Source organism: Niallia sp. RD1 (assembly GCF_024219955.1).
GTDB classification, from domain to species: domain Bacteria; phylum Bacillota; class Bacilli; order Bacillales; family Cytobacillaceae; genus Niallia; species Niallia alba.
Genome location: NZ_CP100420.1, coordinates 33,226 through 52,377, shown reverse-complemented (window position 1 = coordinate 52,377; position 19,152 = coordinate 33,226). Strand labels below are relative to the sequence as shown.

The 19,152-nt window shown below is 34.4% G+C and carries 18 protein-coding genes and 1 pseudogene; 11 read left to right on the top strand and 8 right to left on the bottom strand.

The genetic code is table 11. From position 1 onward, the window contains the following. Nucleotides 1-13: 13 nt before the first annotated feature. The 3 genes from NKG37_RS00360 to NKG37_RS00350 are packed head-to-tail and all read left to right on the top strand — an operon-like array spanning nucleotide 14 to nucleotide 2,441. Nucleotides 14-751 (top strand): GTP cyclohydrolase II, encoded by a 738-nt coding sequence (locus tag NKG37_RS00360; RefSeq protein WP_254415613.1) that lies wholly within the window; start codon nucleotides 14-16, stop codon nucleotides 749-751. An 11-nt stretch (nucleotides 752-762) separates the two neighbouring features. Further along, nucleotides 763-1,863, top strand: coding sequence for a bifunctional diaminohydroxyphosphoribosylaminopyrimidine deaminase/5-amino-6-(5-phosphoribosylamino)uracil reductase RibD (gene ribD / locus NKG37_RS00355; protein WP_016202363.1), 1,101 nt, complete (start codon nucleotides 763-765; stop codon nucleotides 1,861-1,863). Between the two features lie 20 nt (nucleotides 1,864-1,883). Continuing rightward, complete coding sequence (locus NKG37_RS00350) at nucleotides 1,884-2,441, top strand: 5' nucleotidase, NT5C type (RefSeq protein WP_101729195.1); 558 nt, start codon at nucleotides 1,884-1,886, stop codon at nucleotides 2,439-2,441. Nucleotides 2,442-2,851: 410 nt separating this feature from the next. On the opposite strand, the gene NKG37_RS00345 is transcribed toward NKG37_RS00350, so the two are convergent. Genes NKG37_RS00345 through NKG37_RS00335 form a run of 3 tightly spaced genes read right to left on the bottom strand, consistent with a single transcriptional unit; the run spans nucleotide 2,852 to nucleotide 4,474 of the window. Continuing rightward, nucleotides 2,852-3,328: a chromate efflux transcriptional regulator ChrS gene (locus NKG37_RS00345; protein ID WP_016202361.1), complete on the bottom strand. Its 477-nt coding sequence runs from the start codon at nucleotides 3,326-3,328 to the stop codon at nucleotides 2,852-2,854. A 37-nt stretch (nucleotides 3,329-3,365) separates the two neighbouring features. Beyond that, a complete protein-coding gene (locus NKG37_RS00340; RefSeq protein WP_016202360.1) occupies nucleotides 3,366-3,905 on the bottom strand; it encodes a chromate efflux transporter ChrA in 540 nt (179 codons plus the stop codon). Nucleotides 3,906-3,907: 2 nt separating this feature from the next. Beyond that, nucleotides 3,908-4,474 (bottom strand): chromate efflux transporter ChrB, encoded by a 567-nt coding sequence (locus NKG37_RS00335; protein WP_169189006.1) that lies wholly within the window; start codon nucleotides 4,472-4,474, stop codon nucleotides 3,908-3,910. A 567-nt stretch (nucleotides 4,475-5,041) separates the two neighbouring features. On the opposite strand from NKG37_RS00335, the gene ade reads away from it, so the two are divergent. Beyond that, nucleotides 5,042-6,778 carry an adenine deaminase gene (ade, locus tag NKG37_RS00330; protein WP_254415612.1) on the top strand — a complete coding sequence of 579 codons (1,737 nt, stop codon included), beginning with the start codon at nucleotides 5,042-5,044 and terminating at the stop codon, nucleotides 6,776-6,778. Nucleotides 6,779-7,835: 1,057 nt separating this feature from the next. Here ade and NKG37_RS00325 read toward each other — a convergent pair. From NKG37_RS00325 to NKG37_RS00315, 3 genes are all read right to left on the bottom strand, one after another. Next, nucleotides 7,836-8,156: a hypothetical protein gene (locus NKG37_RS00325; RefSeq protein WP_016202357.1), complete on the bottom strand. Its 321-nt coding sequence runs from the start codon at nucleotides 8,154-8,156 to the stop codon at nucleotides 7,836-7,838. Continuing rightward, nucleotides 8,153-9,073 carry an HD-GYP domain-containing protein gene (locus NKG37_RS00320; protein ID WP_101729192.1) on the bottom strand — a complete coding sequence of 307 codons (921 nt, stop codon included), beginning with the start codon at nucleotides 9,071-9,073 and terminating at the stop codon, nucleotides 8,153-8,155. The genes NKG37_RS00325 and NKG37_RS00320 overlap by 4 nt, the downstream gene beginning before the upstream one ends. 514 nt (nucleotides 9,074-9,587) lie before the next feature. Next, nucleotides 9,588-9,899, bottom strand: a complete 312-nt coding sequence (locus NKG37_RS00315) for a con-10 family general stress protein (protein WP_254415611.1) — start codon at nucleotides 9,897-9,899, stop codon at nucleotides 9,588-9,590. A 125-nt stretch (nucleotides 9,900-10,024) separates the two neighbouring features. On the opposite strand from NKG37_RS00315, the gene NKG37_RS00310 reads away from it, so the two are divergent. The 3 genes from NKG37_RS00310 to NKG37_RS00300 all read left to right on the top strand — a co-directional run bounded on the left by NKG37_RS00310 (nucleotide 10,025) and on the right by NKG37_RS00300 (nucleotide 12,500). Beyond that, nucleotides 10,025-10,393 carry a hypothetical protein gene (locus tag NKG37_RS00310; RefSeq protein ID WP_016202354.1) on the top strand — a complete coding sequence of 123 codons (369 nt, stop codon included), beginning with the start codon at nucleotides 10,025-10,027 and terminating at the stop codon, nucleotides 10,391-10,393. 196 nt (nucleotides 10,394-10,589) lie between these two features. Further along, on the top strand, nucleotides 10,590-11,261 hold the full coding sequence (locus NKG37_RS00305) for a response regulator transcription factor (RefSeq protein WP_101729191.1): 672 nt from the start codon (nucleotides 10,590-10,592) through the stop codon (nucleotides 11,259-11,261). A 15-nt stretch (nucleotides 11,262-11,276) separates the two neighbouring features. Then, nucleotides 11,277-12,500, top strand: coding sequence for a sensor histidine kinase (locus NKG37_RS00300; protein WP_169189004.1), 1,224 nt, complete (start codon nucleotides 11,277-11,279; stop codon nucleotides 12,498-12,500). A gap of 53 nt (nucleotides 12,501-12,553) precedes the next feature. Here NKG37_RS00300 and NKG37_RS00295 read toward each other — a convergent pair whose 3' ends face one another. Both NKG37_RS00295 and NKG37_RS00290 read right to left on the bottom strand, forming a co-directional pair. Continuing rightward, on the bottom strand, nucleotides 12,554-13,297 hold the full coding sequence (locus tag NKG37_RS00295; protein ID WP_254415610.1) for an NADPH-dependent oxidoreductase: 744 nt from the start codon (nucleotides 13,295-13,297) through the stop codon (nucleotides 12,554-12,556). Nucleotides 13,298-13,603: 306 nt separating this feature from the next. Then, complete coding sequence (locus NKG37_RS00290) at nucleotides 13,604-14,386, bottom strand: SDR family oxidoreductase (RefSeq protein ID WP_254415609.1); 783 nt, start codon at nucleotides 14,384-14,386, stop codon at nucleotides 13,604-13,606. Nucleotides 14,387-14,564: 178 nt separating this feature from the next. Here NKG37_RS00290 and NKG37_RS00285 point away from each other — a divergent pair. The 4 genes and pseudogenes from NKG37_RS00285 to NKG37_RS00270 all read left to right on the top strand — a co-directional run bounded on the left by NKG37_RS00285 (nucleotide 14,565) and on the right by NKG37_RS00270 (nucleotide 19,012). After that, a pseudogene (locus NKG37_RS00285) lies at nucleotides 14,565-15,559 on the top strand (zinc-dependent alcohol dehydrogenase family protein). 84 nt (nucleotides 15,560-15,643) lie between these two features. Beyond that, complete coding sequence (gene tlp, locus NKG37_RS00280; RefSeq protein WP_212117545.1) at nucleotides 15,644-15,877, top strand: small acid-soluble spore protein Tlp; 234 nt, start codon at nucleotides 15,644-15,646, stop codon at nucleotides 15,875-15,877. 239 nt (nucleotides 15,878-16,116) lie between these two features. Next, nucleotides 16,117-17,289: a beta-ketoacyl synthase N-terminal-like domain-containing protein gene (locus NKG37_RS00275; protein WP_254415608.1), complete on the top strand. Its 1,173-nt coding sequence runs from the start codon at nucleotides 16,117-16,119 to the stop codon at nucleotides 17,287-17,289. 1 nt (nucleotide 17,290) lies between these two features. Continuing rightward, a complete protein-coding gene (locus NKG37_RS00270; RefSeq protein ID WP_254415607.1) occupies nucleotides 17,291-19,012 on the top strand; it encodes an ATP-binding protein in 1,722 nt (573 codons plus the stop codon). The last annotated feature ends 140 nt before the right edge of the window (nucleotides 19,013-19,152 follow it).

Sequence of the window (19,152 nt, the reverse complement as noted above, 5' to 3'; positions counted from 1 at the left end):
AGGGGATTTTCGAATGGATCAAAATATTATCGATCTTCTTCAAGATAAAATGGAAATAATCGCATTTAATGAAGAACAGAATTTAAGCTTAGTTGGACCAGTGAAACTGCCAGTTCAATTAGATGATCAAGTGGTTACTTTTCAATGGTATACATGGTTACCAATAAATAAAAATGAAACGAAAGAAGAAGTTCTTCGTTCCTTACCAGCTCTAGATTTAGCAGATTATCAACAATCATCTGTTTTAGTGTATGGGGACTTCGCATCAGAAGAAAATGCATTAATACGTATGCATAGCATTTGTCATACGGGCGACATTTTCGGTAGTAAACGGTGTGATTGTGGATATCAATTAAAAGAATCTATGAGAATGATTGTGGCGAATGGAAATGGCGCACTCTTTTATTTAGCCAATCATGAAGGAAGAGGTATTGGATTATTTACAAAATCCCTTGCGTACCTTTTACAAGAAAATGGTTTCGATACAGTAGAAGCGAATCTTGCACTTGATTTCCCAGATGATTTGAGAAGCTATGAAGCACCTCTTAAAGTACTTCAATTTCTTCGTCAAAAGCCAGTGAAATTAATAACCAACAATCCTAAAAAGCTAGAAGCTCTTAAGAAACTGGGGCTAACAGCTGAAGAAAATGTTCCGTTATGGGGGGATGTTTCTTCTTATAATGAGAATTATTTAAAGACAAAAGTTAATAAATCTGGTCATATTCCCTTGAAAAATACGGTGACCATTTAAGGAGAATAGGTATGAAGCTTGATCAAGATTATATGAGAATGGCGTTGGAACTTGCAGCATCAGCACTAGGGAAGACAAATCCGAATCCAGTGGTGGGAGCTGTGATTGTAAAGGATGGAGTAATTGTCGGCACAGGTCTTCATCGGAAAGCTGGAGAACCACATGCTGAAGTCCATGCTTTTAGAATGGCAGGAGACCATGCAAAAGATGCAACCCTTTATGTTACATTAGAGCCTTGCTCACACTATGGAAAAACGCCGCCATGTGCACTTTTGGTTAAAGAATCTGGGGTGAAAAGGGTAGTAGTGGCAACAGAAGATCCTAATCCACAAGTAGCGGGTAGGGGAATTAACATCTTAAGAGAAGCGGGAATTGAGGTTGAAGTTGGAATCTTACAAAAAGAGGCCCAACAATTAAATGAGCGTTTTATCCATAATATGATTCACGGAACTCCGTTTGTCATTTCCAAGGTTGCAATGACTTTAGATGGAAAAATTGCTACTCATACTGGACATAGCCAATGGATTACGGGTGAAGCGGCAAGAAAGGAAGTCCATCTTTTAAGAAACGAAGTGGATGGTATTTTAGTTGGTATTGGAACAGTATTAGCAGATAATCCTAGATTGACAACCCGATTAGAGGGACCATCAAAAAATCCTATTCGTATTATTTTGGATGCTAATTTAAGGACTCCTTTAGAAGCTCACATAACAGATTGTAAGGAAGCGAAGACAATTATTGTAACTTCTGCAATTGCTCATTCTTCCAAAGCAATTGCTTTGGAAGAAAAGGGAGTAGACCTATTGACAGTTCCTTCTATTAATGGGCAATTAGATTTAAAAATAGCATTAAAGGAATTATATAAGCGCGGAATTACGGATATTCTTCTTGAAGGCGGAAGTGAAGTAAATGCAAGCTTTATGCGGCAAGGACTTATTAACAAGTATCTAGTATATATTGCCCCTAAAATAGTAGGTGGTACAAATTCCTATACGCCATTTAGAGGAGAAGATATTGATAAAGTAGAGGAGGCTGTACCATTACGTTTTGAAAAGACGGAATGGGTTGGAGCAGATATTAAAATAACAGCTTATCCTGTGAGTAATAAATAGTAATTCTATGGAGGAAGTCAATGAAGTTTGGGTTTGATATAGATGATACACTTATCAATTTAAGGCAGCATGCTTTTGAACTTTATAATAAAAAGTTAAAGAAGAATATTACGTTAGAAAGCTTCCATGCATTAAAAACAGTCGAAATTCATGAACCATTTGGATTAAATGCTATTGAAGGAAAGCAATTATGGGATTCCCTTAGGGAAGAGATTTACTTTACAACTTGTCCCCCTTTTCCATCAGCAATAGAAACACTAAATGAGCTTGTAAGTCATGGTCATGAGGTTTATTATATTACGGCACGGAAAAAACAATTTGCAGAAAAAACGAAAGATTGGATGAGAGAAGTAGGTTTTCCAATTTTGGATAGTCATTTTTATTGCGGAATGGAAGATCATGAAAAAATAGCTATCATCCAAGCGCTTAAGTTAGACTATTATTTTGATGATAAGCCAGCTGTACTGGAAACACTTCAAGAACAATCAACAAAGCTTTATGTGAAAGATCATCCATATAATCAGCATCTTGAGTTTAATCGTATTAATGATTGGGCACAGCTAAGAGAACTGTATTAGCGTTGATCACAAAGAGGTTGGGACAAAACAAAATATATAATAGATAAAGAGGAATCATTTCTCATTTAGTAGCGAAACCAACTCGTTCCATTACGCTACAGACACTCCCTTTCTGCAGGAGTTGAGTGTCCTCCGCTCCATTTCACTCCGTTTTTAAAGGTTGTTTCGTTCCACCATTTTTTAAAAAGAAAATATAATGGGTAATACAAAGCAGACTGAATACACGGAGACTCCTATGGGAGCATATCATTCAGTCTGCGGGTAATAACCACAAATATTCTTTCTTAAAATGAATAAACCCCAAACAATTATACGAACCTTTCTTAGCATGTACGTATAATCGTTCGGGGTTATTTGGTTGAAAATACTTATGTCCCAGCTTCTCTTAAAACTCCACTGATAGAAGTTTTTTATAGCTTCATGCCGATTCTGCTCTTATATCGTTTGATAAGAATTTGACAGTCTACACTAACAACACCTTTTATTGCATACAATTTATTTGTGAGAAAGGACTCCATTTCTTGGTTATCAATAAATATTCCATGCATATGTAATTTACTTGGACCTGTCATATGGTACAGACTTGTAACCGCAGGATCATCTGCAAGTGTATTAGCCACGCTTTCTAAGTATTGAGGTTCTACATCAACATTAAAGAAAGCAGAGACCGTTTTCCCAACTTTAGCAGGATTAATAACAGTTGTGAACTTCTCAATTATGCCATTTTCAAATAAAGTATTTACTCTTGTTTGAACAGCAACTCGAGAAATCCCAATTTCTTTTCCGATATCTGTATAGGAGATCCGGCTATTCTCGTGAAGCAAGGACAAAATATGTCGATCAATTTTATCTAATTTTATATTAGGAACATAAAACTTTTTATCCATAAAAAATCCTCCAACTAATTTTCTTCGCCTTAATTGTTTAACTTAAGTGAGGAACAATGAGGCCACCGTAAAGAAAGGCAAGTATAATGACAAATGCGGGATGCACCTTCCATTTTTGTAGCAATAAAAATGCAACTAATGCAATAACACCTGATTGAATAATACCTATGGAATGATAGGAATCCTGAAACATTTCAAAGGTCAAAACTAGCATTAATGCTGTTATGACAGGTTGAACTAGAAGGGTCATACCTTTAACAATCACTGAATCCTGATGTTTTCTCATTATTTTCAATAAAAAAATAAGTGCTATAGCTGAAGGGAGGATGGTTGCAAGTAAAGCAATAAAAAACCCTCCCCAACCACCAACTCCAAATCCTACATAGGCAGCGATTTTTGTCGCAATTGGACCAGGTAAGGCATTAGCAAAAGCTAACATATTCGAAAACTCAGTGTTGGATAACCAATTATATCTATTTACTATTTCTTCATACATTAACGGAATAGAAGCGGGACCGCCTCCATATCCCAATAAATTAGCAACAAGAAAACTGAGAAAAATACTGACAAATATCATATTCACTGGCCTCTTTCTTTCTTATGTATAAATTTTTCTTTTAGTTTAAAATGGAATGCTCCATAGGTAAGAAAAACGAGCACAACAATACCAGGATGAATGGAAAATGTTTGTAAGAGGATGAGACAGACAATGGTAAGTCCAATTCCCACATAGATTCCCAGGCCTTTCACTGCTTTTTCTCCAAATTCATATGCCATTAAGCCAAGCATGACGGCAATTACAGGAACAACTGCTGAAATCATGCTTGTTATTATTGGTGAGTGACTAAGAATAGATATAAAGGAAAATAAGAATACCATTGCCAAACAAGTCGGTAATATGTGAGCTAGAACACTAACGATTGCTCCGACAGTTCCCTTTTGGCGATAACCTAAATAGGCGGCTATTTTAGTAGCAATTGGCCCAGGGAGTGTATTGGCAATTGCTAATACGTCTCCAAATTCTTCATTATCCATCCATTTATATTTTGTCACCGCTTCGTGACGAATTAGTGGAATGACAGAAGGACCTCCTCCAAATCCAAAAATACCTGCACGTAGCATGCCTAGAATTAAATCTTTATACATGAATTTATTTCTCCTTTCTTAACAAGTGTAACGATATAGAAAAAATAATTACGATACGTAACTATAATACCACGATTTATTATTAATGTGTTTAAAGAAAATGTTAAATCTATACTAATAGAAAGTTTATTTGGACTATCTTATCCATTGAAAAATAAATCAACATATAATAAAATAATAAAAATATATTTAAGTAAGAGTTATCTTCATCCTAGCTTTCGTAAATAATGGCTCATTATACTATTCCTTATTGCCTTAAGTCTAAACGTTTTCAGAAAGTAGTAGTTCAAATTATGATAGCAAAATAATTTAATGGTGTAGATATGAAATAATTTACCCACTCTTAATGGGCAGTAAGCTACAGCTTAAGTTGCGAAAAATCGCAGAAGCTAGGTGTTAAACTCTCCCGTAAAGGCGCGATAAGTGTAACTAACTATCAGTGGGAAATGAGAAAAACCAAACTGATGGAAGTTTTCTTTATAGGATGTAACCTTCTATATTTTTTAGGAATGATTATATTATTTTATGAAGTTTGAATATTCAGAAATATAAAGGAGGTACTTATATTTGAGAGAGCAATTGGAAAAAAGAATTAGAATTTCTGCAAAAAAAGAAATTGCCGATATAGTGATTACCAACGCTAAAATTGTTAATGTGTTTACAGGCGAAATAATGGAAGGGGACTTAGCAATTGCTGATGATACAATAGCTGGTATTGGGCGTTATAAAGGAAAACAAATAATTGATGGTCAAGGAAAGTATATTGTTCCTGGTCTCATTGATGGACATGTCCATATAGAAAGCAGTATGCTTACCCCTCAGGAATTTGCGAAAATTCTACTTTTGCATGGTGTTACAACTGTTATCACAGATCCACATGAAATTGCAAATGTTGCGGGGGCGGCTGGAATTCAGTATATGTTAGATAAATCTGAAGAGCTTCCGTTAGATATTCGTATAATGTTGCCATCTTGTGTTCCTGCTGTACCAGAGGACTCAAATGGTGCAACATTATATGCTAAGGATTTAGCGCCTTTTTATTCCCATGAAAGAGTACTAGGATTAGCAGAAGTTATGGATTTTCCCTCTGTTTTTGAAACGCAGACGGATATGATTGATAAACTAGTCCTGACAAAAAAACATAATCGCTTGATTGATGGGCATGCTGCAGGAATTGAAAGAGAGAAATTAAATGTTTATAGTGCGGCTGACATCCGGAATGACCATGAAGCAACAACATTACAAGAAGCAAAGGATCGGTTAGATTTAGGAATGTATCTGATGATTAGAGAAGGTACAGTGGCAAGAGATTTGAAGGCTTTGTTACCTGTTGTAACGTTGAGAAATTCACGTAGATGTTTGTTTGTAACAGATGATAAACTTGTAGATGATTTGGTGGAAGAGGGCAGTGTTGATCACAGTATACGCTTAGCAATAGAAGAAGGATTAGATCCGATTACAGCGATTCAGATGGCCACGATTAATGCTGCTGAATGTTTTAAACTAGATTCAATTGGAGCGGTATCTCCAGGCTATCGAGCTGATTTTCTACTTGTAGATAATCTTGAGAAATTAACCATTCACTCTGTTTTTAAAAATGGTCAATGTGTTGTAGAAAATGGAAAGTTAACAGATGAGAAATTTGTTAAACATCCTTATTTAGATGCTGAGTTACCTTCCATTAATTGTGCAGAAGTATCTTTAGAAGATTTAAAGCTTCCTTTAGCTTCTAACACATGTCATATCATCGAAATTATTCCCAATAGTATTGTTACAAAGGAAGTCATTGAAAAAGTAAACAGGCAAAATGGGTATTTTCAACCATCTATTGAAAAAGATCAATTAAAACTAGTAGTAGTGGAAAGACATCACCAAACTGGAAATGTAGGAAAAGCTATTGTAAAAGGATTCGGTTTTAAAAAAGGTGCAGTTGCTACAACCATTTCTCACGATTCACATAATATCGTTGCGGTAGGAACAAATGACGCTGATCTATTATTGTCCATTCATACATTACAGGACATAGATGGAGGAATTGCGGTTGTATCAGAAGGGATAGTAGTTGCTACATTGCCTTTACCGATAGCTGGCTTAATCTCGGATCAGGACTATTTAACGTTGTATGAGCAGTTAAAAATTTTGAATCATAATGTCAAAATTCTACAAGGGTATGATTCTTTTAATCCATTTTTAACATTATCCTTCTTATCATTAACTGTAATCCCAACCTTAAAATTAACGGATAAAGGATTATTTGACTTTTATGCTTTTTCTTATAAAGATATTGCTCTAGAGATTAAATAGTTTTTTATTTTTTAATCTTTTGTTCATTATTTGTTCATAATTATTCGTTATTCTATAAATAGGTTAAGAGTTTCCCCTCTTAAAATATATATTACCCGAAAGAAATTTCGGGCTTTTTTCATTTTTAATTTCCCTTTCCTCCATTAGTAGGAATTGTTAATAAGTAAATGAGATGTATGTTTAAAATTACTATATAAAGTGAATACTTTTATATAGGTATACAAATATACAAGGTAGACAAAGAACTTATAAGAAAAACAGGAATAATGAAAGCGTTTTCTGATATAATGAAGGTATAGATGATCTACTTACTAATAAGGAGTGGATAACGATGGAAGAACAAACAAACTTTTTTAATGGACTTAAATGGGGCGTTATTATTAGTATACCTTTATGGATTTCGTTTTTTGGTTGGATAAAATTATTAATTCATTTGGCTTAATAGAGAAGCTTCTTTGGAGTGTTAATTATATAAATAAAAAGAGGCTGGGACAAAACTAGATAGCCAATCTGTAAAGACGAACAATCTCTAATTTATCACTTAAATAAAGGTTCCTTTTATACAATGGTTATTTATGTTTTTAAATATAGTCAAGTGTAAAAACTAATTCGTTCCATTGCGCTACAGAAACTCGCTTTCCGCGGGGAGCAACCTAAGCCTCCTCGGCTAAAGCCTGTGGGGTCTTAGGTTTTGCTCTACTTCCCGCAGGAGTCGAGTGTCTTCCGCTCCATTCCACTCTGTTTTTAAAGGCAATTCCCTAAAAAATATTGTTTTTTTAGAAAAAATGAATTAGTAGGAAATATGGAGCAGCCTGAATACACGTAGACTCCTATGGGAGCTGCGAGAAAGTCCGAGACCCTGCAGGCCATAGGCCGAAGCGGCTCGGCGCTCGCCCCATGGAAAGCGAAGTGTATTCAGGCTGCGGATATTAACACTAACTGTACTGAAACAGCCTTTTATAAAACTAATAAAACCCGAACAATCATTTAGGATTATTTGATAGTTGTTCGGGTTTATCTATGACTGGAATACTTATTTCCCAGCCTCTTTTTATTCTTATGCTTGTGGTAGTGGAGGATCTATTCCTAAAACTTTCTCTCCATTAACGGTTAACCAAATATAGTAACGATCGATTTCTTTACCAAGGATCTTTTCGATTTTAGTAATTACTTTTTCTTGAACTTCAAAGGAAATTTGTGCAGTTTGTTCACCTAGAGGTACATTTTTAAGTCCAAGTGCATCTGCAATTTGTCTTGCTTGATCATAAGATACTTCGATATATTTGTCATACTCAGGTAAGTAAGCAGCTTCAGCAGGCTTTACTTGAAGTGACACAATTAATACTACAGCTAATAAACTCCATACTAATTTTTTCATAAAATCTCTCCCTTTTCATTTATGATTTTTTCTTTTAGTGCTATAAAAGTATCTACCACTAAGGGGTGATACATAGTACCCCGATTATTTAAGATTTCTTGAAATGCTTCTTCGGCAGCTTTGCCTTTTTTATATACTCTATCTGTTGTCATTGCATCGAAGGAATCGACGACTGATATAATGGCAGCTTCAATAGAAATCTCACTTTCTTTGAGACCTTTTGGATAACCTTTTCCATCATATCTCTCATGATGCTGTTCAACTATTAATCCAACTTCACAAAGAACAGGTATTTTTGTCTCTTCAAGTAAATCTCTACCAAATGTAGTATGTTTTTTCATAATGGCCCATTCATCTTCTGTTAATTTAGCGGGTTTTTGCAGAATTTCTAATGGAACTCGTACTTTGCCAACATCGTGAAAAAAAGAAGCCAAGTTTAATCTTGTAATCTGTTTTCTATTAAGATCTAATGCCTCTCCAACTAGCATGGAGTAGTGTTTAATTCTTTCACAATGATCTACTGTGTAACCATCCTTTTCTTCTATAGAAATCGCAAGTTCCATTAAATCTTTAGAACATTGACTATAATAATGAAAAACTGGTTGACTTGTTATATAAATAAATTCTGTAATTTCTTCTGCAGTAAAAATACTGTACTTTTTAATAGGGCTCTCAAAAAAAGCTTGTCCTGCTTTCATTTCAACAATATCTTCATCAGTTCGATGGGATAATTTCCCAGAGAGTATATAAAAATATTCAAAACCATCCCAATTATCTTCAGGAGTCATTGCCCAACTAGAACCAGGTTGTAATTTATGATAGATTACTTCGGTCCCATCTCCAGCAGCCATTAACGAAATTTGGAGACCTTTAAAATAAACGGTTTCTATAAACTCACCTGCATTAATGATGCCCACGATTTACTCCCTCTTCTCTTTATACAATAAAAATAGATTAATATAATCTATAAAAATTCAATTATAGTTATTTTAAATCATAAATAATGTTATTTTAATAGGTACATTAGATTATATTATATTCTATTGTTCAAAGGGGAATATTATCGAAATTTGTAAAACTTAACAAAAATATTGTATCAAAAGTTCTCTGGAAATAATAGCTTTAATTGTAAAAACCATTTGCTTAAATAATAAATATAGAATAATAGGTTAGCAGAGGGTAGGATAAGCAGAGGGAAAAGTAAGTTGTAGTGAAAAAAGAAATCTTTGAATTACGTTTACAAATAATGTATCATAAGAAGTAATAAATAGATGAAAAGGGCTAACCAAATACAAAGAATCGATCTTGTAAAGGTCAGCCCCTTATGGATTTTTAAATTAATTTTTATCTTTTACTTTTTGTTTTTTGGTAGAGTATCCACTTATTTGTTAACGTATTGGTATGTTTGAACAACGGACAGGTCTGTAGCCATTAATCGTTATCGTTACGAGAATTTCCGCCTTTTCGACCAATTTCTTGGTAAAATTCCTTGTCATGGTTTTCAGAGGTAGCCTGTCCACCTTTTTTACCAATCTCTTGGTAGAATTCCTTGTCATGGTTTTCAGAAGTAGCTTCTCCACCCTTTTTACCGATTTCTTGGTAAAATTCCTTGTCATGGTTTTCAGAAGTAGCCTGTCCACCTTTTTGTCCGATTTCCTGATAAAAATCCTTGTCGTGATTTTTTGAAGTAGCTTCTCCGCCTTTTCTACCTGCTTCTTCTCTGCTCATTTTGTTGTCTGCCATTTCTATCACTCCTATTAAAGATTTTTAATTAACGTTACTAGGTTATATAGCCGAATTCAAAGAGAATAAACATTAACATTTGTTTTTTTGAGTATAGTAAATATTGGTAAAGGGGAAATGTATGTATGATGGTTTCAAGAGAAAAATTTATGAAAGTGGTACAATTTGCTGAAGAATTAGGTTGCAAAGTTGTATATGATTCGACAAAAAAAATAAGTTTTAATACGAAAATGTATATTACAGTTCCATATCAACTTACATTGGAAAATATCTATGCACTTGCCCATGAAATTGGTCATGTTATTGATTATGTAAATGGTGAATTAGAACATGATAAATGGCTGCATGATTGGTCTTACCGTGTAAATGCGGAGATGAGTGCATGGGTCCATGCTTATAAATTACTAGAGAAGAATGGTGTTTCGTTACATAATTGGCAAACGCATGTAAATGCTAAGTTAGCAAATTATTTTATTCTTCCAGAAGTAATCTAAGGTGAACGTAATAATGTCGGACTAATAGAGGTAAGAGGCAGTTATTCCATTTCCTTGTCCAAAAGGAAGGAAAACTGCCTTTTATTAAGAAAAAAGTGAAATTTAAGGTTAAATTAAGCAGTTATTATTAAAATAGAGATAATATATACTTTTGTAATGTTGTAAAAAATGGAGAAGAAAGTAAGGAGAACTTTCAATGAAATTACTAATTGTAGAAGACAATAAACTGTTACTTGATTCTTTAAAAACAATACTGGAAACAGAATATACAGTGGACACGGCAGATAATGGGGAAGATGGAATGTTTTTTGCGGAACAGAATATTTATGATTTAATCATCTTGGATGTGATGCTCCCATATGTTAACGGTTTTGATATTGTTAAACAGATTCGAAAAGAGAAAATTAAAACACCAGTATTATTTTTAACTGCAAAAGATGCACTTGAAGACAGAGTGAAAGGGTTAGAATATGGAGGAGATGATTATCTCGTAAAACCATTTCAAACACCAGAACTTCAAGCACGCATTAAAGCTTTATTAAGAAGAAGTGGTTCTCTTGACCTGGATGAAGGTATCAAGTATAAGGGAATCGTCCTTACTGGGAAAGAAAATGATGTTTTGATTAATGAAGTTCCAATCAAATTAACAATAAAGCAGTATGATTTACTCGAATACCTTATTCAAAATAATGGAAAAATAGTAACGAAGGAGCAAATATTCGATCGAATATGGGGATTTGATTCAGATACGACCATTGCCATTGTGGAAGTGTTTATCCATCAAATTCGCAAAAAATTAGAACCTTTTGATTTTCATAAAGATATTCAAACTGTCCGAGGTGTAGGCTATATTTTGAAGGACTATTAAGGGGCAAATAGAAAAATGTTTCGTAAAACAAGAATCAGGCTAACTATATTAAATTCGATTGTCTTCATATTATTAATGGTTATAATAGGTTACACCATTTATCTATACACAGAAAAGCAAACATATCGTGAAGTTAATAATTCTCTTCTTAATGGAATAGAAGACTTGAAAAGAATGGGCGAAAGGGACGGTAGAGGACCGGTTCCCATGTTAGAGCCTAAATTAATGCTTATCCAATGGGGGACGAGTGGAGAAATCGAAGGGGCTTCGGAAAATTCATTTATTGATTATACAGCAGAACAAGAGTATTTAAAGCCAAGTTCTACTAATACATTAGAAAAGAAAACTTCTTCTGAAGGATATCGTTTTCAAACGATATCCACTAAGTTAGAGGTTAATGGGGAAACAAAAACGATTCAAATAGTAAGAAATATTGATTCTGAAGAGAGCATGCTAGCTCAATTAATCATTATTATGTCTGTTGGAATAGGTGTTGGCAGCCTATTTGCAGTACTGGGAGGTTACTTTTTAGCAGGTAGAGCTTTAATCCCCATTCAACGATCGTGGGAGGCTCAACAACAATTTGTTTCGGATGCATCCCATGAACTAAGAACACCGCTAGCTGTTATTCAGTCCCGTACGGATGTGCTTTTTCAAAAACCTGAAGCTACAATCCAGGAAAGAGCATTTGACATATCTGTCATTTCGAAAGAAACAAGAAGATTGAGTAAACTTGTAACAAATTTACTGACATTGGCTCGATCAGATTCAAACCAAGCAGAAATAGTAAAAACACAATTTGCTGTAGAAGAAGTCATTCAAGAGGTTGTGGAACAATATGAAGATATTGCAGATTTTCAAGGGAAAAAAATCTATGCTTCTGTAAAAAACAAAATTTCATTTATTGGTGATAAGGAGAGAATTCATCAATTGCTTGTTATTCTGGTTGATAATAGTATGAAGTTTACAATGGAAGGGGGAGAGATTGAGCTTCGAGCCATTGAGCGAGCTAATTCAGTAGTCATTATGGTAAAGGATAATGGAATAGGTATACCTAAAGAAGAGATTTCAAAAATTTTCAATCGCTTCTATCAAGTAGAGCAATCGAGAACAGATCGAGAAGGGACAGGTTTAGGCCTTTCTATTGCGAAGTGGATCATTGAAAAACACGATGGTTCTATAAAAGTAGATAGTGCGTTAAATAAAGGGACCACTTTTGAAATAAATTTTCCAAAATAAAAATGCTGTTTCCAAGATGGTTATTCACCGGATTGGAAACAGCATTTTTTCTGCTAGATATGCATATCTTTCGCAAGGAATCCTTGTTGTTTAATCATTTTTGCATTACTTGGATAGTAGGATTTATTATAAAAGTTTGCAATTCGATCGGTCCAGCCTACTGGGGTTTCTCCTCGGTTCTTTAAGTATTCTTTATATGTATCGTTATAGTCTTCAATGAAAGGTTGTTGGTTTTTATCGTATTTTTCTTCTTGAAGAATACTTTTTAAGGGTAATCTAGGTTTTAAACCAGGGTCCTCATCAGGGTAACCAACACAAAGTCCAGCAATAGGAATGACATAGGTAGGAAGCTGTAAAAATTCAATGACTTGTAAGGAATTGCGACGAATACCCCCTATTGGAACAGTACCTAATCCGAGTGATTCAGCAGCAGTTATGGCATTTTGCATGGCAAGCCCAACATCAGTGGCTCCTATTAAAAGTGTATCAATATCTTCGATTGCTTTAAAATCCTTTCCTTCCATCTCACTAGCAAGTTTTGCTCGATAGAAATCTGCGCAAAAAACAAGAAAAGCAGGGGAGTTATCCACATGTTTTTGATTCCCACATAATTCTGCCAATCTTTTCTTTCTCGCTTCATCTCGAATAAGGATAGCCGTTACATGCTGACCGTTCGTCCAAGAAGGGGCGGCTTGTGCTGCTTCCATAATCAATTGGAGTGTTTCGAAAGTTACTTCTTTATCCTGATAATTGCGGTAAGAACGACGGTTTTTCAATTGTTGTATTGTTTCATTCATGGATAGATTCTCCTTTTTTCGGTATTTTCTTTATCCCACTTTTAACAGGCAGTAAGACCCTCCTCTCAATCTGTGGAAAACCAAGGCAAGGAAGCTTAATGGGGGATAACCGCCCGTTAAGGTCTGATAAGTTAACCATCAGTGCAACCCCCACTGATGCAAGTTCTCTCTATTTTAGCATACGATAGGGAGAATACTGCATTTAGTTGCTCTATCTACTCGCGTATAAAAATTAAAGGTAGATAGCAAATAGCTTTAATCCATAATAAACCCTACCAGATAATTGTCAGGTAGGGTCTATATTCTCTATAAAAGAGACTCTGCTCCATCAATATATACTTCTGTTCCAGTAATATGACTAGATAAATCAGAACTTAAAAAATATACTAAATCAGCCACTTGCTGTGCACTGCCTGATTGATGAGATAGTGGCTGGTTACCTTCCGGATATTCAACAGGGATGGCTATTTCTTCTAAGTGTTTTTCATCTTTAAAAGTATTCTTTTCTATATTTGTATCGATTGCACCTGGGCAAATCATATTCACTCGTATTTTGTATTGTGCTAATTCAAGTGCAGCCATTTTTCCAAAAGCTACTTGACCAGCTTTAGAGGTACTGTAAGCAGACATTCCAAAGTTTTTAAAAATGCGATTCCCATTTATGCTACTTGTAATTATAATGCTTCCTCCATTGGTTTTCATAAAAGGAACACTATATTTAACCGTTAAAAATGTACTTTTTAAATTTGTTTCAATCGTATTATCCCACTCGGATGGTGTTAGATCTTCGATGGAAGAAACTGCTCCGTTAATTCCAGCATTAATAAAAACGGTATCTATTTGCTGCCATTTTTCAACTGTTTCATCAATAGCCTGTTGAATAGAAGTGGGCTCTGCAACATTTGCTTCCAGTGATATAGCTACTTGACCTTTATTATTAATCGTTGCTTTTACTTCTTCTAAATCATCAACATTTAAGTCTACTAATGCTACTTTCATGCCTTTGTCGGCAAGGGAGGTGGCTGCAGCCTTTCCAATACCAGAAGCGGCTCCAGTTATAATGGCTACTTTATTTTCAAGGTCATTCATGTGTGGGTCCTCCTCGATAAATATCGATATTGATATTGTTAGTATGATAGCTATAAGATACTAATATCCCTTTTTAACGAAATAGAAACGTTTTATTAATTAAATGAGAAAAGGAATACGAAATTTTCGAAAAAATCGAACGGATTAGGTAATATGGAAATAAAGGAGATGAATGATGATGAAAGCGATGATAATAGAAACATTTGGTGATTCTTTCGTTTTTAAATTGAAAGAAATAGAATCACCGGATTTATTGCCAGGTCAAGTGCGAGTAAAGGTAAAAGCCACGAGTGTCAATCCAATTGATATTAAAGTGCGATCTGGAGCTGTACCAGCAGTTTCTCCAGCCTTTCCTGCCGTATTACATGGAGATGTAGCAGGTGTTATTGAAGAAGTGGGGGAGGGGGTAAAGTCTTTTCAAATAGGAGATGAAGTATATGGATGCGCAGGTGGTTTCAAAGGATTAGCAGGGGCATTGGCGGAATATATGATTGTGGATGCAAAGGTCCTAGCACATAAACCTCAGAATATTTCAATGGAAGAAGCTGCAGCAATCCCTCTAGTTGGCATAACGGCATGGGAGTCTTTATTTACCAAAGGTGGTTTAAAAGCAGGAGAGGATATTCTAATTCATGGCGGTACAGGAGGGGTGGGGCATATAGCCGTTCAGTTAGCTAGGTGGGCTGGAGCAACTGTTCATACAACGGTTTCATCCATGGAAAAACAAGCAATTGCAAGAGAATTGGGAGCTAATCATGTTATAAATTACCGAGAAACATCAGTTAAAGAATATATGGAAAAGTATACAGCTGGAAAAGGATTTTCGATTATTTTTGATACAGTTGGTGGTAGAAATTTAGATAATTCCTTTGAAGGTCCGCTGTAAATGGAACAGTATTAACGATAGCTGCTAGATCTACACATGATCTAACTCCCTTACATTCGAAGGGACTCTCTTTCCATGTTACGTTTATGCTTCTTAAGCTGCTTGATGAAACAACTCGTTTTGAACATGGGGATATATTACGGAGTATTACTGCCGTAATAGAAGCAAATTGTTTAAAGCCATTACTAGATAAAAAAACGTTTTCCTTCGAGGACGTTGGAGAAGCACATGATTATTTAGAATCGGGTAAAGCTGTAGGAAAAGTTGTTCTTGTGAATAAATGGTAGTATGTGTTAATCAAGAAGCTTTGCATAAAAAATTCAGTAGACATCCAAAATACATACGTAGCATATTAGGAAGGAGGAATAATGATGAGCTTTCAAAAGCCCAATCCCGATAATCGTTCTGATAATGTAGAAAAATTACAGGACATGGTGCAAAACACAATCGAAAATATCGACAAAACAGAAGAAACACTGGTAAATGCTAGTTCTGATGAAAAAGAAATGCTTCAGCAGAAAAACAAGCGAAGAGAAGCTGCGATTCAATCATTTAGAGAAGAGATCCAAGATGAAGCATCTGATAGAGAAAATGGTTATCAGTAATTAAAAAACAATATTTTGTTAGTAGAAGGCTGGATACAAGGTTCTGACTTTATAAGCAGTTATTTAAGTTACTTCTTTTGAATTAGAAGAATTAGCAGATAATTGTCTTTGTAAGTTGGTTGAACTTTGGTGCAGCCTTTTTATTTGTGGCAATTTGGACATTTTCTCTTATTTTACTGATGTAAATCAATTTTCATAGTAAAATACATATGTAAGGAATATTTTATAGGAGAATATATATGAAATCGGTTATTACTGGAATGGGGATAATTGGCACAGGTTTTTCTAATATAAAAGAATATACGACTGTACTTGAAAATAGTAAAAGTATGTTGAAACAGGAAAAATATGAAGGAAAATACATATATACAGGCAGAGTGTATGAAGAACAATTAAACAAGTTAAACAGGAAACAAGATAAAATGTCTAAACCTGTTCGTATGATTCTCCAAGCATGTAAAGAAGCAGTTGAACAAGCAAATATAAGTGTTAGAGATTATCGAACAGCAGTAATTGTCGGTTCTTCAGGTGGAGGCTTAGCAGAAATAAGTAAAGCTACTATGTCTGCAGAAAAAGGAAAAAGGATTTCTCCTTATACCATTGGAAATATGAATGCTAATTCTTTATCATCAAGTATTAGTGCTGAGCTGCAATTACATGGTATGTCTTTATCATTAGCGAATAGTTGTACATCTGGAATAGATGCACTAAATTTAGCAAGAATATTAATTAAATCAAATCAAATAGATGTTTGTATAGTCGGTGCAAGTGATGAACCGATTTGTGATACCGTTATAAAAGGTTTCCTTCCGCTTCGTGTCTTACAAGCAGGAGACAATCCTTTGCCAATATTTGGACCTTTTTCTGGGGGGAGAGGTTTTTCGATTTCAGAAGGAGCTGGTGTGTTAATTGTGGAAAGTGAACAAATAGCAATTCAGCGTAATGCCGCCATATTAGGAACAGTCGAGGCGACAAGTGTAACTCAGGATGCTGTTTCCCCTTATCAGTCAGATTCAACAGGATTGCTAATGGAAAAGGCGGTTGCCGAATGTATAAAGGAAAATATGCCATCCTTTATAAATAGTCAGGCTTTAGGAATAATGGAAAATGACCATATTGAAGTAGGGGTTTATAAGAAGTTTTTTGCAAACTCTAATATACCTATTACTTCGATTAAAGGCACGGTTGGTCACCCAATGGGGGTTGCGCCTCTTTTTCAAATAATTGCATCATTAATTAGTATAAGTAAAAACTTTATTCCGCCAACGATAAGCGAAGAAATAAATAGTTATTACCATCACTATCCAATAGTTACAAGCTTAATGGAACAAGAGATTGATCGTGTTTTAATAACGGCACATGGATACGGAGGAAATAATGGGTGCGCAATGATAACAAAAGGAGGAGCATAATATGGAAGCTATATTATTATTGATGGTTTCGTTAGTTCCGCTCATTATTTCTGTGACGATCATTTTTTACTCACAGTCTCAATTAACGAAGGCCTTATCTCTTTTCTTATGTATGCTATCCTTTTGGCAAATGGATATTGCTGTATTATATGCAGGAGATTTTTTGAGTCAGGATACAATTGAACTTTTATTTAAAATATTTCGAATTGGAACCATTTGTATAATGCCAGTAATGTATTATTTTTCTTATTATTTGGTAAGTGAAAATATAGAATTTAAACGATTCAGAGTTTTATTCAATAAGCCGTTTTTATACGTTTTAATATTCTATAGTTTATTCGCTTATTTTATAAATTTTACAAGTCTTGGCATTAAGGATTTTGTGGTGATGGAAGGAAGTTTGCTTTCATCTGAATATGTTCTACCAATTTATGGTGAATGGAATATATTATTCATTCTTAATATTGTCTTATTATATTTAAACACTATTATTTTATTGATAATCTCATTTAAAATAAGGGATCCAATTTATAAAAGTTTTTATATGAAATTTGTCATAGCTGTTTTAATCATCTATATAAATGGTGTATTTAGTGGTTTTATTTTTATTCCACTGTTCTTCTCAAGTTTTAATTCTTTAATAGCTGCGGTTATTTTATTTTTAAGCTTTTTCCAAATGCAATCAACACATTTGAATAGTATGAATGCAGAACTGTCGAGGCAGAGTGAATTATTAGAAGCCATCATGGATATAAATCCTAATTATTTATTAGTTAAGAATGGGAAGGAACAGATAGTGAAGATGAATCCTTCTTTCTTACATCTATTATCGTTAGAAAACAAGAATTGGTTGGGTCGTCCGTTTTCTTATATTACAGATCGTATTAATATGGTAACAGAGAAACCACATCGCTATGTAGACAGTAGAGGGAACAACTATTTTATTATTTGGGGAAAAAAAGAACTTATACATAGTACTGGGGAAGAATATCATATCTATTTTGGTCATGATATCACTGAGCAGAAGCAAAATGAACAACTAATGATTTCTTCTGAGAAATTAAAAGTAGTAGGGGAGATGGCATCTAGTGTTGCCCATGAAATTCGAAATCCGTTGACTACCATCAGAGGTTTTATTCAGCTTCTAAAGGAAAAAAATGATGCTTCTGGTTATGAAACCATTTTACTTGATGAAATTGATCGAATTAATGAAGTCTTAAAGGAATTGCTTATACTAAGTAAACCTGAAGCGAAAGAAAATGAAAATAATATCCTTCCTGTAACAAAGGCATTTTTAGAATTGAAAAATATAAAAGTTTTATTTCAGGCTGTGGCTAATGAACAAAATAAAGAGATTATTGTAGAAAATAGAGAGGAAAGAGAATTAATTGCTTCCATTGATAACTCGCAGTTTAAACAAGTATTATTAAACATATTAAAAAATAGCATTGAGGCGATTTCACCCCAAACTGGCAAAGTAAAGGTGATTCTTGATCAAAAAGAGACTCATTGTCGAATTAGAATAATTGATAATGGAGATGGAATAAGTAAAGAGAGGCTAGCTAGAATAGGAGAGCCTTACTATACAAGTAAAGAAAAAGGAACTGGAATAGGTTTAACTATATGCCTGAAGCTTCTTAAACAAAATAACGGAGACATGATAGTAAAAAGCAAAGAGGGTTGGGGAACAGCTGTAACTATTATATTGCCATGTATTCAATAAATTTAATCGATTAAATGTGAATTTGAGGTATCAAGAAGGTAAAATATAATAAAAAAGAGCTGTTTTCTTTGGAAATTACTGTGCGCATTATTTTCTAAGGCTGTTTTCGCATAAATTGTTGCTTTCTTGACCACACTTTT